Below are 14,754 nucleotides of genomic sequence, written 5' to 3'. Positions count from 1 at the left end.
GTCAGCCGCGCCCGCCGCCGAGGTGATGCACCCGGACCATGTTGGTGGTGCCGGGGACGCCGGGGGGCGAACCGGCGGTGATGATCATGGTGTCGCCCTCGCTGTAGCGCTGGAGCTTGAGCAGCTCGGCGTCCACCAGGTCGACCATGGCGTCGGTGTTGTCGACGTGCTCCACCACGAAGCTGTCCACGCCCCAGCTCAGCGTGAGCTGGTTGCGGGTGGAGACGTCGGTGGTGAAGGCCAGGATGGGCTGGGCCGCGCGGTAGCGGGACAGCCGGCGGGCGGTGTCACCGGACTTGGTGAAGGCCACCAGCGCCTTGCCGTTGAGGAAGTCGGCCATCTCGCAGGCCGCACGGGCCACCGCACCGCCCTGCGTGCGCGGCTTCTTGCCGGGCACCAGCGGCTGCAGGCCCTTGGAGAGCAGCTCCTCCTCGGCCGCCTCGACGATCTTCGACATCGTCTTGACGGTCTCGATCGGGTACTGGCCGACCGAGGACTCCGCGGAGAGCATGACCGCGTCGGCGCCGTCGAGGATGGCGTTGGCGACGTCGGACGCCTCGGCGCGGGTCGGCCGGGAGTTGGTGATCATCGACTCCATCATCTGGGTCGCGACGATCACCGGCTTGGCGTTCCGCCGGCACAGCTCCACCAGGCGCTTCTGCACCATCGGGACCTTCTCCAGCGGGTACTCCACCGCCAGGTCACCACGGGCGACCATGACGGCGTCGAAGGCCATCACGACCTCCTCCATGTTGGCCACCGCCTGCGGCTTCTCCACCTTGGCGATGACCGGCACCCGGCGGCCCACCTCGTCCATGACGCGGTGCACGTCCTGGACGTCCTTGGCGTCCCGGACGAAGGACAGCGCGACCATGTCGCAGCCCATCCGCAGGGCGAACTTCAGGTCCTCGATGTCCTTCTCGGACAGCGCGGGGACGTTCACCGCGGCGCCGGGCAGGTTGATGCCCTTGTGGTCGGAGATGACCCCGCCCTCGATGACGATGGTGCGCACCTGCGGGCCGTCGACCTCGATGACCTGGAGGGCGACGTTGCCGTCGTTGATCAGGACCGGGTCGCCCTTGGAGACGTCACCGGGCAGGCCCTTGTAGGTGGTGCCGCAGATGGTCTTGTCGCCGGGGACGTCCTCGGTGGTGATGACGAACTCGTCGCCGCGCACCAGCTCCACCGGGCCGTCGGCGAAGGTCTCCAGGCGGATCTTGGGGCCCTGGAGGTCGGCCAGCACGCCGATGGCGCGGCCGGTCTCCTCCTGGGCCTTGCGGAGTCGGTGGTACCGCTCCTCGTGCTCCGAGTGGGTCCCGTGGCTCATGTTGAAACGGGCCACATTCATACCGGCCTCGATCAGCGTCTTCAGCTGCTCGAAGGAGTCGACGGCGGGGCCCAGGGTGCAGACGATTTTGGAACGGCGCATGGCTTGGATCCTATCGGTTTGTTTCAGAGCGGAATATTCCGGTAGGCGAAAACACCAACGTCTAGGCGTTGACCAGGGCGTATGTCTGCTGGGCGATCTCCAGTTCCTCGTCGGTGGGCACCACGGCGACCGCGACCCGGGAGTGGTCCGGCGAGATCAGCCGCGGTTCGCCGGAGCGTACGGCGTTCAGCGAGGCGTCCACGACCAGGCCCATCTCCGCAAGGCCCGCCACGGCGGCCTCGCGCACCGGGGCGGCGTTCTCCCCGACGCCCGCGGTGAAGGCCACCGCGTCGACCTTGCCGAGCACCGCGCTGTAGGCGCCGATGTACTTCTTCAGCCGGTGGATGTAGATGTCGAAGGCGAGCCGGGCCCGCTCGTCGCCCTCGTCGATCCGGCGGCGGATCTCCCGCATGTCGTTGTCACCGCACAGGCCGACCAGCCCGCTCTTCTTGTTGAGCAGCGCGTCGATCTCGTCCGTCGACATCCCCGCCACCCGCTTGAGGTGGAAGGTCACCGCCGGGTCGATGTCGCCGGACCGGGTGCCCATGACCAGCCCCTCCAGCGGCGTCAGGCCCATCGAGGTGTCCACGCAGCGGCCGCCGGCCACCGCCGAGGCGGAGGCGCCGTTGCCCAGGTGCAGCACGATGACGTTGACCTCGGAGGGGTCCTTGCCCAGCAGCTCGGCGGTCTTGCGGGAGACGTACGCGTGCGAGGTGCCGTGGAAGCCGTAGCGGCGGATCCGGTGGGCGTCGGCGGTCTCCACGTCGATGGCGTAACGGGCCGCGTGCTCCGGCATCGTGGTGTGGAAGGCGGTGTCGAAGACGGCGACCTGCGGCAGGTCGGGGCGGAGTGCGCGGGCGGTCCGGATGCCGGTGATGTTCGCCGGGTTGTGCAGCGGGGCGACCGGCACCAGCCGCTCGATCTCCGTCAGGACCGCGTCGTCGATCACGGTCGGCGCGGTGAACTTCAGCCCGCCGTGCACCACCCGGTGCCCGATCGCGGCCAGCTCGGGGGATTCCAGGCCGAGCCCGTCGGCGGCCAGCTCCGCGGCGACGGCCTTCAGCGCGGCCTCGTGGTCGGCTATCGCGCCCTCGGTCTCGCGCTTCTCGCCGCCGGCCGCCAGCGGCGTGTGGATGTGACGAGACGTCTCTCCCCCGCAAGCGGGAGGTGCCCCCACCCCGATCCGCTCGACGAGCCCGACGGCGAGCCGGGTGCCGGCCGCCATGTCGAGCAGCTGGTACTTCACCGACGAGGAGCCGGAGTTGAGGACGAGGACGCGGGTGGCAGTGGCAGACATCTGGTGCTTTCCGGTGGGTGGCGGGGAGGGGCTTGGCGGGGTCAGGCGGTGGGTCCGGCGCCGGGCCGGGCACCCTGCGCCTGGATGGCGGTGATGGCGACGGTGTTGACGATGTCCTGGACCAGCGCACCGCGCGAGAGGTCGTTGACCGGCTTGCGCAGGCCCTGCAGGACCGGGCCGACGGCGACCGCGCCGGCCGAGCGCTGCACGGCCTTGTAGGTGTTGTTGCCGGTGTTGAGGTCCGGGAAGATCAGCACGGTCGCCTTGCCGGCCACGTCGGACTCCGGGAGCTTGGTCTGCGCGACCGCCGCGTCCACCGCCGCGTCGTACTGGATCGGGCCCTCGACCTTGAGGTCCGGGCGGAGTTCGCGGACCAGCTCGGTGGCCTTGCGGACCTTGTCGACGTCCGCGCCGGAGCCCGAGGTGCCGGTGGAGTACGACAGCATCGCGATCCGCGGCTCGACGCCGAACTGGGCCGCGGTGGTGGCCGACTGGATGGCGATGTCGGCCAGCTGCTCGGCGTTCGGGTCCGGGTTGACCGCGCAGTCGCCGTAGACCAGCACCCGGTCGGCCAGGCACATGAAGAACACCGACGAGACGATCTGCGCGTTCGGCTTGGTCTTGATGACCTCGAAGGCCGGGCGGATGGTCGCCGCAGTGGAGTGCACCGCACCGGAGACCATGCCGTCGGCCAGGCCCTCCTGGACCATCAGCGTGCCGAAGTAGGAGACGTCGGCGACCACGTCGTAGGCCAGCTCGTAGCTGACGCCCTTGTGGGCGCGGACCTTGGCGTACAGCTCGGCGAACCGCTCGCGGAGCTCGGAGGTCTGGGGGTCGATGATCTGGGCGGCCGCCAGGTCGATGGCCAGGTCGGCGGCGCGCTTGCGGATCGCCTCCTCCTCGCCCAGCAGCGTCAGGTCGCACACGTCGCGGCGCAGCAGCACATCGGCGGCGCGCAGCACCCGCTCCTCGGTGCCCTCGGGGAGGACCACCCGGCGGCGGCCGGAGCGGGACCGCTCGATCAACTCGTGCTCGAACATCATCGGGGTGACCCGGCCGGAGCGGGCCACCGAGATCCGGTTGGTCAGCTCGACGGTGTCCACGTGCCGCTCGAAGAGGCCCAGCGCGGTCTCCGCCTTGCGCGGGGAGGCGGCGTTGAGCTTGCCCTCGATGGCGAACAGCTCGCCGGCGGTCGGGAAGGAGCCGCCCGGTACGGAGATCACCGGGGTGCCGGGGGCGAGCCGGCCGGCCAGCGCCATGATGTCGGGGCCGGGCCGCTCGTCGAGGGTGAGCAGCACACCGGCGATCGGCGGGGCCCCGGCGCTGTGCGCGGCGAGCGAGCCGATGACCAGGTCGGCCCGGTCCCCGGGGGTCACCACGAGGCAGCCGGGGGTGAGGGCCTTGAGGAAGGTCGGCAGCATGGCGCCGCCGAAGACGAAGTCGCGGGCGTCCCGGGCCAGGCCGGAGTCGTCGCCCAGGAGTATCTCGGCGCCGAGGGTGTGCACGATCTGGGCGACGGTCGGCGCGGAGAGCGAGCCGTCCTCGGGAAGCGCGTAGCAAGGCACCGGCAGGCGGGCGGCGAGCCGCTCGACGACCGCCTCGCGCAGCTCGGGGGCCACCCGGTTGACGACCACGGCGACCACATCGCACCCGTGCGTCTCGAACGCCCGGTAGGCGTTGTGGGCCTCGGCGCGGACCGACTCGGCTTCCTGGCCCTGGCCGCCGACGACGGCGATCAGCGAGGCGCCGAATTCGTTGGCGAGCCGGGCGTTGAGGCTCAGCTCGTCCGGGAGGCTGGTGTCGGCGTAGTCCGAGCCGAGGACCAGGACGTACTCGTAGTCGCGGGCGACCGCGTGGAAGCGGTCGACGAGCTGCGAGACCAGCTCGTCGGTGCCGCGCTCGGCCTGGAGCGTGGCGGCCTCGTCGTAGGCCATGCCGTACCCGGTGTCGGGGGACTGGGAGAGCCGGTAGCGGGCCCGCAGCAGGTCGAAGAGGCGGTCCGGTCCGTCGTGGACCAGCGGGCGGAAGACCCCCACCCGGTCGACGTGGCGGGTCAGGAGCTCCATGACTCCCAGCTCGACGACCTGGCGGCCGTCGCCGCGGTCGATACCGGTCACGTATACGCTGCGCGTCACGCGTGCTCTCCAATCCATTCCGTGGTCGCAAGGTCAAAATTGGCCGTTATGGTGGGCTTGCCCCTCTTGACAATACCTGCGCGTGTGGCTAGGTCGCTCTTCCAGTTTCCCTTGAGAGGGCCGGGCGGGGACAGTAGGGGTGGGGTCGATGTGTGAGGCCGGGACCCGTCGGGCCCGTGAAACAATCGGACCGGCTCAGGAACCCACAGCGAGCACAGGAGACACAGCACGATGCGTATCGGAGTCCTCACCGCAGGCGGCGACTGCCCCGGCCTGAACGCTGTGATCCGGTCCGTCGTCCACCGCGCCCTCACCGGCCACGGCGACGAGGTCATAGGTTTCGAGGACGGCTTCGCCGGCCTGCTCGACGGCCGCTTCCGCAAGCTGGACCTGGAGGCGGTCAGCGGCATCCTCGCCCGCGGCGGCACCATCCTCGGCTCCTCCCGTCTGGAGCGCGCCCGACTGCAAGAGGCCTGCGAGGACGCCAAGGACCACTCCAAGGACTACGGCATCGACGTCCTGATCCCGATCGGCGGCGAGGGCACCCTCACCGCGGCCCGGATGCTGTCGGACGCCGGGCTGCCCGTTGTCGGCGTCCCCAAGACCATCGACAACGACATCTCCTCCACCGACCGCACCTTCGGCTTCGACACCGCCGTCGGCGTGGCGACCGAGGCCATCGACCGCCTCAAGACCACCGCGGAGTCCCACCAGCGGGTCATGGTCGTCGAGGTGATGGGCCGGCACGCCGGCTGGATCGCGCTGGAGTCCGGGATGGCCGGCGGCGCCCACGCCATCTGCCTGCCCGAGCGCCCCTTCGACCCGGCCGACCTGTGCACGATGGTCGAGGAGCGGTTCTCCCGCGGCAAGAAGTTCGCGGTCATCTGCGTCGCCGAGGGCGCACACCCGGCGCCGGGTTCCATGGACTACGGCAAGGGCGCCATCGACCAGTTCGGCCACGAGCGCTTCCAGGGCATCGGCACCGCCCTCGCCCGCGAACTGGAGCACCGCCTCGGCAAGGAGGCCCGGCCGGTCATCCTCGGTCACGTCCAGCGCGGCGGCACCCCGACCGCGTACGACCGGGTGCTGGCCACCCGCTTCGGCTGGCACGCCGTCGAGGCCGCGCACCGCGGTGACTTCGGCAGGATGACCGCACTGCGCGGCACGGACATCACGATGGTGCCGCTGGCCGACGCGATCACCGAGCTCAAGACCGTGCCGGGGTGGCGGATGGACGAGGCCGAGTCGGTCTTCTGAGCCGGCCCCCCCCGCACCGCGGCGAAACCACCACGGCGGCGAACCCGCACACGGCGGCGCAACCAACACGGCGGCGCAACCAACACGGCGGCGCGCCTCCCCCGGCAGGGGAAGGCGCGCCGCCGTTGCGTGTGCCGCCGGGTTCGGCCGCCGCCTCACTCGGCGCCGATCGCCTCCAGCGTGTTCAGCCGGGCCGCCCGGCGGGCCGGCCACAGCGCCGCCAGGACGCCGACCACCAGCGCGATCAGCAGGAACAGCGCCAGCCTGCCCCAGGGCAGCACCATCTCGTACGTCGGGAACGACGAGCCGACCAGGCTGCCGCCGGCCCAGGCCAGGAAGATCCCGACCCCGATGCCGAGCACCGCGCCGAACAGCGAGATGACCACCGACTCCAGCCGCACCATCTGCTTGATGCCGGTCCGCGCCAGGCCGATCGCCCGCAGCAGTCCGATCTCCCGGGTCCGCTCGAACACCGACATCGCCAGGGTGTTGACCACACCGACCACCGCGATGATCACGGCCATGCCCAGCAGTCCGTACACCATGTTGACGACGGTGTCGATCTTGCCGGCGTCCTCCTTGCGCAGGTCGTCGCGGGTCTGGACCTTCAGCAGCGGACTGTCGCCGAGCGCGTGCCGGATCTCCTTGGTCAGCGCGGGGGACGCCCCGTCCGCCGCCTTCACCAGCAGGTCGTCGTTCTTCACGAGGGACAGGTGCGGGTCGACCAGCGAGACATCGGCGAAGGACTCCCCGAGGATCTCGTTGTCCTGATAGACGGCGGCGACCTTCAGCCGGGTCGGCCGCTTCTTGGCGTCTTCGGGGCCTTCGCCGAACCGGGCGCTCACCGTGTCGCCGGCGTGCCAGCCGTGCAGCTTGGCGCCCGTCTTCGAGATCGCGATCCCGCCGGCCCGGACGGCGTCCAGCGAGCCCTCGGTGAACGTGATCCGGGTGACCTTGTCGATCTGGGTGAGGTCGGTGCCGCGGAGGTAGCCGAAGCTGCCCTCGCCGCTGCCGCCGGTGCTGAAGCCCGTGCCGCGCAGCGGCGCTGCCGCCTCGACGCCCGGGACCTTCGCCACCTTCTTCGACAGCTCGGGGTCCAGACCGACGAACGTCGAGGTGTTGATCCGGTAGTCCGCGGTCAGCCCGTCGGCCGCCATCTTGTCCATGCCGAGCTGTGCCGAGTGGCCCACCACGGTCATGCCGGTGATCAGGGTGAGCCCGATCATCAGCGCGGACCCGGTCGCCGCGGTGCGGCGCGGATTGCGCAGCGCGTTCTCCTTGGCCAGCTTTCCGGCGACCCCGAACAGCCGGGTGGTGACCAGCCCGGCCAGCGAGACCAGCGGCCGGGACAGCAGCGGCGCCAGCACGATCACGCCGGTCAGGGTCAGCGCCGAACCGGCCATGGCGATCGGCACGTCGTCCCCGCTGTTCAGGGTGGAGACGTACAGCATCACCGCCACGCCCAGGCCGGTGAGCAGCAGACCGAGGGTGTTGCGGACGACCAGGCTGCGGGGCGCGGGCGGCGCCTCGACGGTGGTCAGCGCCTCCACCGGCGCGATCCGGGCCGCCTTGCGGGACGGCAGCCAGGCGGCGAGCACGGTCACCACGACGCCCACGGCCAGCGAGGCCAGCACCGTGGTGGGGGCGATGACCACCGGACCGTCCGGGAAGCCCGCGCCGTTGGCGTTCAGCACCGTCCGCATGCCCACCGCGATCCCCAGCCCCAGCGCGAAGCCGACGACCGAGGAGACCAGGCCCAGCAGCGCCGCCTCGGCGAGCACCGAGCGCACCACCTGGCGGCGCGAGGCACCCACCGCGCGCAGCAGCGCGATCTCCCGGCTGCGCTGCGAGATCAGCATGGTGAAGGTGTTGGCGATGATGAACACCCCGACGAACAGGGCGATTCCGGCGAAGGTCAGCAGGGTCGTGCTCAGTGCCTTGTTCTGCAGGGCGATCATCTGGGCCTGCTGGGCCGCGAGGGTGCTGCCGCTGGTCGCCTCGGCGCGGTCCTTCGGCAGCAGCTCACGGACCTTGGCGGTCAGGGCCTGCTGGTCGGTGCCGGGCGTGGCCGACACGATCAGTTCGTCGAACTGTCCGGGGTGCAGGTAGAGCCGCTGTGCGGTGGCGGTGTCGAAGAGCGCCAGGCTGCCGCCCGCGGTCACCTGCGGGTCGTCGCTGTGCACGATGCCGACCAGCTTCTTCTTCAGCAGCGGCCCGTCGGTGGCGAACCGTACGGTGTCGCCGAGCGTGACCCCGGCCGCCTCGGCGGTGGACTCGGCCAGCGCGATCTCGCCGCCGTTCGCCGGGCCGCGGCCCCGCACGAGCGGGTAGCGGGGGTCCGTGCCGTCCTTGCCCGGGCGGTAGTTGACCGCGAGGTTCTGCCAGCCGTTGCCGACCGGCTGGTCGTCGCGGCCGGCCAGGGTGGCCTGGCCGGTGACGTCCGGCCGTACCGCGGCCACGCCCGGCAGCGCGCGGATCCGGTCCGCCAGCCGGTCGTCGAGGGCGGTGGCCCGCTTGCCGTCCTTGCCGGCTTGGACGGCTACGGGCCCATGGGGGTCGTCGTTGATGGCCTGGACGGAGACGGCCACGTCCTTGAGGTTCTTGGTGGAGGCGTTCTTGACGGCCTCGCCGACGGTGTCGCTGAAGATCAGGGTGCCGGCGACGAAGGCGACGCCGAGCAGCACCGCGAGGGCGGTCATCAGCAAACGGGCTTTGTGCGCAAGGACATTGCGCAGTGCGGTACGCAGCATGGTGGTGGTGTCAGTCCTGGGTCCGGGGCTCGGGATACATGAGGTGCGGGCGGGCCCGCGTCGGCTGGTCCGGCCCTCGGCTAGCTGGTCCGGCCCTTGGCGTCGAACAGCCGCATCCGGTCGAGCACCGCGTCCGCGGTCGGCTCGTGCAGCTCCTCGACGATCCGGCCGTCGGCCAGGAAGACCACCCGGTCCGCGTAGCCGGCCGCGACCGGGTCGTGGGTGACCATCACCACCGTCTGCTCCATCGCCCGCACCGACTCGCGCAGGAAGCCCAGGACTTCGGCGCCGGAGCGGGAGTCGAGGTTGCCGGTCGGCTCGTCGGCGAAGATGATCTCCGGCCGGGCGGCCAGCGCCCGGGCCACCGCGACCCGCTGCTGCTGGCCGCCGGAGAGCTGGGCCGGCCGGTGCGCCAGCCGTCCGCCCAGCCCGACGGTCTCGATGACCGCGCTGATCCACTCCCGGTCGGGCTTGCGGCCCGCGATGTCCATGGGGAGGGTGATGTTCTCCAGCGCGGTGAGCGTGGGCAGCAGGTTGAACGCCTGGAAGATGAAGCCGATCTTGTCGCGGCGCAGCCGGGTCAGCTGCTTGTCGTTGAGCGACCCCAGCTCCACGTCCCCGATCCGGGCCGAACCGCCGGAGATCTTGTCCAGGCCCGCCATGCAGTGCATCAGCGTGGACTTGCCGGAGCCGGACGGGCCCATGATCGCGGTGAACCGGGCCTTGCCGAAGTCCACGGAGACGGAGTCCAGCGCCACCACCCGGGTTTCCCCCTGGCCGTAGACCTTGCTCAGGTCGGTGGCGCGGGCGGCGACGGCGCCGGCGGCGCGGGTGGGTGCGGACGAGCCGGGAAGGCCCGGGAAGGCGGCCGGGTGGGACACGGGACTCCTGGAAGGGGACGGGAAATTCGACCTCCCCATTCTCGAAGGCGCAGGTCAGCCTGGTCGTCGGCCCCAGGGACGGAAAGCCGGACCGATCGGAAGGGTGACACCGGCCCCCGGAGTCCATCTCTGGGGGGACGGCCGTACGACCTGGGACCGACGGGATCCCTCAGGGTCGTGCGCGCGCTGCCGGGCGGGGCGCGCGGTCAGGGCAGATCGCCGATGCGTGCCCAGAACTCGGCGAGGATGCCGTCGAGGAAGGCGCGACCCGCCTCGCCCGACTCCCCGGTCCCGTCGCCGCCGCCCCAATTGAGCGTAGCCGCCATCGACGCCTGGTAGTCGGCGTGCAGCGCCTGCAGGACCTCCTGGATCCGCTGCTTGGACACCGGGACGAGCTTGCCGACCGGCCGGACGTACGCCTGCCAGCGGGTGGTGGCCGCGCTGGTCAGCAGCTCGGAGAGCTTGGCGTCCTGGCCGGTGAAGCGGAGCAGCGCGGGCAGCGGCAGGTCCAGCGTCTCGGCCAGCGCGGCGGCCTGCCGCTCGCTGCCGCCCCACTTCCCGCCCGCCTCCAGACGCTCGTACCCGGCCTGGTCCATGCCGATCCGCAGGGCGAGCGCGTCCGGTGCCAGACCGGCCGCGAGGCGGTACTCGCGCAGGGTGCCGGGGGCGCCGAGCAGTTCGCCGGGCGCGCACCACAGGGCACCGGCGAGCGCGGTCAGTTCGGATTCCGTAGGAGCGCTTTCGCCCAATTCCCAGGACGCCACCGTGGCCGGGGAGACCGGAATTCCATAAGCGGCGCGAATTCCGTAGGCGACATGGGCGGGGGTCATGCCGAGGGCCTCGCGGAGCCGGCGGGCGGCGGTGGCGTCGAAAGGGGGCCTGCGCGGCTCCCCGGCGTGCGTGTTCACCGGCATACGGTAAGTGACGATGTGGCTTCGCACCTATCGTGTGGAAACCCAAGGATGAAAGTCGTAGGAACCTCCTAGCCGGTCGGTTTTTCGCTGTCGGGGCGTGAAGATTTCCGGTCGATGGGTCGCTCACCAGCGTCGACCGGCCCACCTCTCCTTCACTACCCTTCACGGCGCCGCCCAGCGCGAAACCCCCGCCGAGTCGCCGGGAAATGAGGACGTACAGCAGCACGACCGGTGTCGAGTAAAGGAGGGAGAATGCCGCGAGTTCGCCGAACGCGATGGCCCCGTAATTGCCGAAGAAATTGAAAATGCTGACCGACGCGGGCAGTTGCTCCGGGGAGAGCAGCAGCATGAACGGCACGAAGAAATTGCCCCACATCATGATGAAGGTGTAGATGGCGACCACCGCGAGTCCGGGCCCCATCAGCGGCAGGATCACCCGCAGCAGGGTCTGCCACCACGACGCGCCGTCGGTCCACGCCGCCTCCTCCAGGGCCCGCGGCACCCCGTCCATGAAGTTCTTCATCAGCCAGACAGCGAACGGGAGTTGGGCGGCGGCCAGGAACAGTGCGGTGCCGTAGCGGGTGTCGATCAGGTTGATCTGCACGAACAGCCCGTACACCGGCACCATCACCGCGGTGATCGGCAGACACGTCGAGAACAGGATGGTCAGCAGGTACGGGCGGGCGAAGCGGGAGCGGAAGCGGGACAGCGGATAGGCGGCCAGCGCCGCGCAGACCACCGTGAGCAGGGTGGCGCCGCCGCAGATCAGCAGGCTGTTGAGCATCGGCGTGAAGGTGATCTCGTCGGTCAGCACCGCCGAGAAGTTCCCCAGCGTCGGGGGCGCCGGCGGCCGCACCCGCAGCGTGGCGTGCGCGTCCAGCGACGCCAGCACCAGCCACAGCAGCGGAACGGCGAACGCCACCGCGACGAGCAGCAGTCCGGCATCGGCGGCCAGCCGGCGGACGACCCGCCGGGGGAGGGGCAGCGGCACCGCGTCAGACCTCCTCGCGCATCAGGCGCAGCCAGCCGGCCGCGAACACCGCGCCCACCAGCAGCAACAGCAGTGCCACCGCGGTGCCGTAGCCGATCAGCGACTTCAGGAACGCCTGGTCGTACATGAACACCGGCAGCGTCTGGCTGCGGTTGCCCGGGCCGCCCCGGGTCATCGCCCAGATCAGCCCGAAGACGGAGAGCGTCTGCAGGGTGTTGAGCATCAGGTTCGTGCCGATGGAACGGCGGATCATCGGCAGCGTGATGTGCCACAGCCGGCGCAGCCCGCCCGCGCCGTCCACCTCGGCGGACTCGGTGACCTCCGGCGGGATCCCGGACAGCGCCGCGGAGTAGATCAGCATCGAGAACGCCGTACCGCGCCAGACGTTGGCGAACGACACCGCCAGGATCGGCAGCGTGAACAGCCAGTTCTGGGTGGGCAGATGGAGCCAGGACAGCACCGCGTTCAGGGTGCCGCGCCGCTCGAAGAACGTGTACAGCAGGAAGCCGGCGACGATCTCCGGGAGCACCCAGGCGGTGATCACCACGGCACCGGTCAGCACCCGCACGGGACGCGAGGCGCGCCGCATCAGACCGGCCAGCGCCAGGCCGAGGGTGTTCTGCCCGAGGATCGAGGAGAGCACCGTGAACACCAGCGTCAGCACCACCGCGTTGCGGAAGCCCGGATCGCCGAACGCCTGCCGGAAGTTGGCCAGGCCCACGAAGGACGCCGACTCCTGACCGGTCAGCTGGGTGTCGGTGAAGGCCAGGTAGACGCAGTAGGCGATCGGGCCGGCCAGGAAGAGCATCAGCAGGACGGTGGCCGGGAGCAGCGGCGACCAGCGCAGCAGCCGGGTGCGGACCGGGACGGCCCGCGGCGTGCGGGCGGGCGCGGCGGTCCGGGCGCCGGCGACGGTGCCGGTCACGGCCGGGCGACGGTCCGGCCGTCCACGATCGACCCGAGGCCCTCGTCGTAGTCCTTGGCCGCCTCGGCAGGCGAGGAGTCATCGGCGGTGACCGCCTCCATCGCCTCCCCGATCGCCGCCGCGACCTTCGGGTACTCGGGCAGCGCCGGACGGAAGCGGCTGACCTTCACCAGCGAGGTGAAGAAGCCGATGCCGGGGACGGACTTCAGATAGCGCGGATCGGTCGCGACGTCCTTGCGCACCGAGATCTGCGCGCCCCGTACGCACCACTCCAGCGCGTTCGCCTTCGACTGGAAGGTCTGGATCAACTTCCAGGCCAGGTCGGGCTGTTGGGCCCGCCGCGGCACCGACCAGGTCCAGCCGCCGGCCAGGCTCACCGTGCCGGGCGGGCCACCGTGCTGGGTGGGGAACGGCGTCTGGCCCAGCGTCGTCGACCACTGCGGCCAGGGGTTGCCGCCGCCGGTCTTCTGCCACTGCTGGCCCAGCCACGAGCCGTCCAGGTCGATCGCCAGCTTCTCCTCGGGGAGCAGTTCGGCGGCCACATTGGTCTGGATGTTGGGGCTGAGCGCGTCGGAGACCTCGGGGCCGAGCCCCTCCTTGTAGACGGTGTCGATGAAGGCCAGGCTGTCCCGGAAGCCCTTGCTGCCGGTGACCCACTTCTTGGCCGCCGGGTCGTACAGCGGGTCCCGCCCCGTGCCGTACAGCAGCATCTCGAAGCCCTGCATCACGGCCGCCTCGCCGGCGCCCTTGCCGGTGAAGACGTTCAGCGGGATCACCCCGGGGACCTTCTTCTTGATGGTCCGGGCCGCGGCCAGCACCTCGTCCCAGCTCCTCGGCCGCCAGTTCGCCGGCAACCCGGCCCGGTGGAAGATCTTCTTGTTGAACCACAGCCCGCGGGTGTCCGTACCGTCCGGGACGCCGTACGTCCTCCCGTCCGGCCCCGGGCCGCGGCCTTCGCGGCCGGCTCGAACTGCCGCCAGTCGGCCCACGACGTCACCTGCGCGTCCAGCGGCCGCAGCAGCCCCGCCTTGATGTCGGAGTTGACCAGGAAGGTGTCCTCGTAGACCAGGTCGGGGGCGGTCCTGGGGGAGCGCATCATCTGCTGGATCTTGGCGTAGTAGTCGTTCTCCGACGCCTGGATCGGGATCAGCCGGACCTTCTTGCCCGCGTTGTTCTTCTCGAACTGCCGGGCCACCAGGCGGATGTAGTCGTCCCGCACCGTGACCTTGGCGTTGGTGTCCTTGATGAAGGCCACCTTGACGGTGTCCTTGTCGCTGCCGGACCCGCTGCCGCAGCCGGTGAGCGTCCCGGCGGCGACGGCGGCGGCGACGAGCAGAATCAGCGGAGCGGTGGGACGCACGGCAGACCTCCTGCGGGACCACGGCCAACTCACGGTCAACTCACTGTGGGGTGCTGCCCGCTGAACGTAAGTCACCGATCACAGCGGGTCAATGGCCCGACCAGCGGTAGCGCAATTCGGGCCGGCCGACCTGGCCGTACTGCGGCGCGCGGGCCGCCCGGCCGCCGTCCACCAGATGCTCCAGATAGCGGCGCGCGGTGATCCGGGAAATGCCCACGTCGGCGGCGGCCTCGGCGGCGGTCAGCCCGCGCTCGGCGGCCCGCAGCACATCGGTCACCGCCCGCAGGGTGGCCGCGGTCAGCCCCTTGGGCAGCGCGGCCGGCCGCGGGGCGCGCAGCGCGGCGATCGCCCGGTCCACCTCGTCCTGCCCGCTGGCCTCCCCGCTCGTGGCGCGGAACTCGGCGTACCGGGTGAGCCGGTCCCGCAGCGTGGCGAAGGTGAACGGCTTCAGCACGTACTGCACCACGCCCAGCGAGACGCCCTCCCGGACCATCGCCAGATCGCGGGCCGAGGTGACCGCGATGATGTCGGCCCCGTGCCCGGCCGCGCGCAGCGTCCGCACCAGCTGCAGCCCGTGCCCGTCGGGCAGATACAGGTCCAGCAGCAGCAGATCGACCGGGTGCTGGTCGAGGTGGCGGCGGGCGTCGCCCATGGAGTGCGCGGTGCCGGACACGGTGAAGCCGGGCACCCGCCCGACGTACAGGGCGTGCGCGTCGGCGGCCACCGGATCGTCCTCGACGACCAGCACCCGGATGTCCAAGGGGCTCACCGCCACCCACCTCCCTCGGCCGGGCCGGCCGGCCCGCATGCCCTGC

At 71.1% G+C, this 14,754-nt stretch carries 9 protein-coding genes and 2 pseudogenes; 1 reads left to right on the top strand and 10 read right to left on the bottom strand.

The window, feature by feature from the left end:
- Position 1 precedes the first annotated feature (1 nt).
- From pyk to pta, 3 genes are all read right to left on the bottom strand, one after another.
- Entirely contained in the window at positions 2 to 1,429 is a 1,428-nt protein-coding gene (pyk, locus tag OJ254_RS02505; RefSeq protein WP_265361061.1) for a pyruvate kinase, read from the bottom strand.
- A 61-nt stretch (positions 1,430 to 1,490) separates the two neighbouring features.
- Complete coding sequence (locus tag OJ254_RS02500) at positions 1,491 to 2,726, bottom strand: acetate kinase (RefSeq protein WP_265361060.1); 1,236 nt, start codon at positions 2,724 to 2,726, stop codon at positions 1,491 to 1,493.
- Between the two features lie 41 nt (positions 2,727 to 2,767).
- On the bottom strand, positions 2,768 to 4,861 hold the full coding sequence (pta, locus tag OJ254_RS02495) for a phosphate acetyltransferase (RefSeq protein WP_265361059.1): 2,094 nt from the start codon (positions 4,859 to 4,861) through the stop codon (positions 2,768 to 2,770).
- 231 nt (positions 4,862 to 5,092) lie between these two features.
- Between pta and OJ254_RS02490 the strand changes: the two genes are divergently transcribed.
- On the top strand, positions 5,093 to 6,118 hold the full coding sequence (locus tag OJ254_RS02490) for an ATP-dependent 6-phosphofructokinase (protein WP_265361058.1): 1,026 nt from the start codon (positions 5,093 to 5,095) through the stop codon (positions 6,116 to 6,118).
- A gap of 155 nt (positions 6,119 to 6,273) precedes the next feature.
- Here the strand turns inward: OJ254_RS02490 and OJ254_RS02485 are convergent, their stop codons facing one another.
- The 7 genes and pseudogenes from OJ254_RS02485 to OJ254_RS02455 all read right to left on the bottom strand — a co-directional run bounded on the left by OJ254_RS02485 (position 6,274) and on the right by OJ254_RS02455 (position 14,747).
- Complete coding sequence (locus OJ254_RS02485) at positions 6,274 to 8,868, bottom strand: ABC transporter permease (RefSeq protein WP_265361057.1); 2,595 nt, start codon at positions 8,866 to 8,868, stop codon at positions 6,274 to 6,276.
- An 80-nt stretch (positions 8,869 to 8,948) separates the two neighbouring features.
- Positions 8,949 to 9,749: an ABC transporter ATP-binding protein gene (locus OJ254_RS02480; protein WP_265361056.1), complete on the bottom strand. Its 801-nt coding sequence runs from the start codon at positions 9,747 to 9,749 to the stop codon at positions 8,949 to 8,951.
- 206 nt (positions 9,750 to 9,955) lie between these two features.
- Positions 9,956 to 10,663, bottom strand: a complete 708-nt coding sequence (locus tag OJ254_RS02475) for a helix-turn-helix domain-containing protein (RefSeq protein ID WP_265361055.1) — start codon at positions 10,661 to 10,663, stop codon at positions 9,956 to 9,958.
- Between the two features lie 157 nt (positions 10,664 to 10,820).
- Positions 10,821 to 11,654: pseudogene (locus tag OJ254_RS02470) on the bottom strand (carbohydrate ABC transporter permease); the annotation flags it as partial.
- Between the two features lie 4 nt (positions 11,655 to 11,658).
- Positions 11,659 to 12,579, bottom strand: coding sequence for a carbohydrate ABC transporter permease (locus tag OJ254_RS02465; protein ID WP_423835808.1), 921 nt, complete (start codon positions 12,577 to 12,579; stop codon positions 11,659 to 11,661).
- Positions 12,576 to 13,939: pseudogene (locus tag OJ254_RS02460) on the bottom strand (extracellular solute-binding protein). The gene OJ254_RS02465 and the pseudogene OJ254_RS02460 overlap by 4 nt, the downstream one beginning before the upstream one ends.
- Positions 13,940 to 14,027: 88 nt before the next feature.
- Positions 14,028 to 14,747 carry a response regulator gene (locus OJ254_RS02455; RefSeq protein ID WP_265361054.1) on the bottom strand — a complete coding sequence of 240 codons (720 nt, stop codon included), beginning with the start codon at positions 14,745 to 14,747 and terminating at the stop codon, positions 14,028 to 14,030.
- Positions 14,748 to 14,754: the final 7 nt, after the last annotated feature.

This window comes from Streptomyces endophytica (genome assembly GCF_026153355.1).
GTDB classification, from domain to species: domain Bacteria; phylum Actinomycetota; class Actinomycetes; order Streptomycetales; family Streptomycetaceae; genus Streptomyces; species Streptomyces endophytica.
Note: the sequence above shows the minus strand (reverse complement) of the source record. Positions and strands in the feature narration are given on the sequence as shown.

Bases quoted from the DNA above. Each gene is read 5' to 3' on its own strand.
- pyk (WP_265361061.1), bottom strand. From the start codon at position 1,429: ATGCGCCGTTCCAAAATCGTCTGCACCCTGGGCCCCGCCGTCGACTCC.
- OJ254_RS02500 (WP_265361060.1), bottom strand. From the start codon at position 2,726: ATGTCTGCCACTGCCACCCGCGTCCTCGTCCTCAACTCCGGCTCCTCG.
- OJ254_RS02490 (WP_265361058.1), top strand. From the start codon at position 5,093: ATGCGTATCGGAGTCCTCACCGCAGGCGGCGACTGCCCCGGCCTGAAC.
- OJ254_RS02485 (WP_265361057.1), bottom strand. From the start codon at position 8,868: ATGCTGCGTACCGCACTGCGCAATGTCCTTGCGCACAAAGCCCGTTTG.
- OJ254_RS02475 (WP_265361055.1), bottom strand. From the start codon at position 10,663: ATGCCGGTGAACACGCACGCCGGGGAGCCGCGCAGGCCCCCTTTCGAC.
- OJ254_RS02455 (WP_265361054.1), bottom strand. From the start codon at position 14,747: ATGCGGGCCGGCCGGCCCGGCCGAGGGAGGTGGGTGGCGGTGAGCCCC.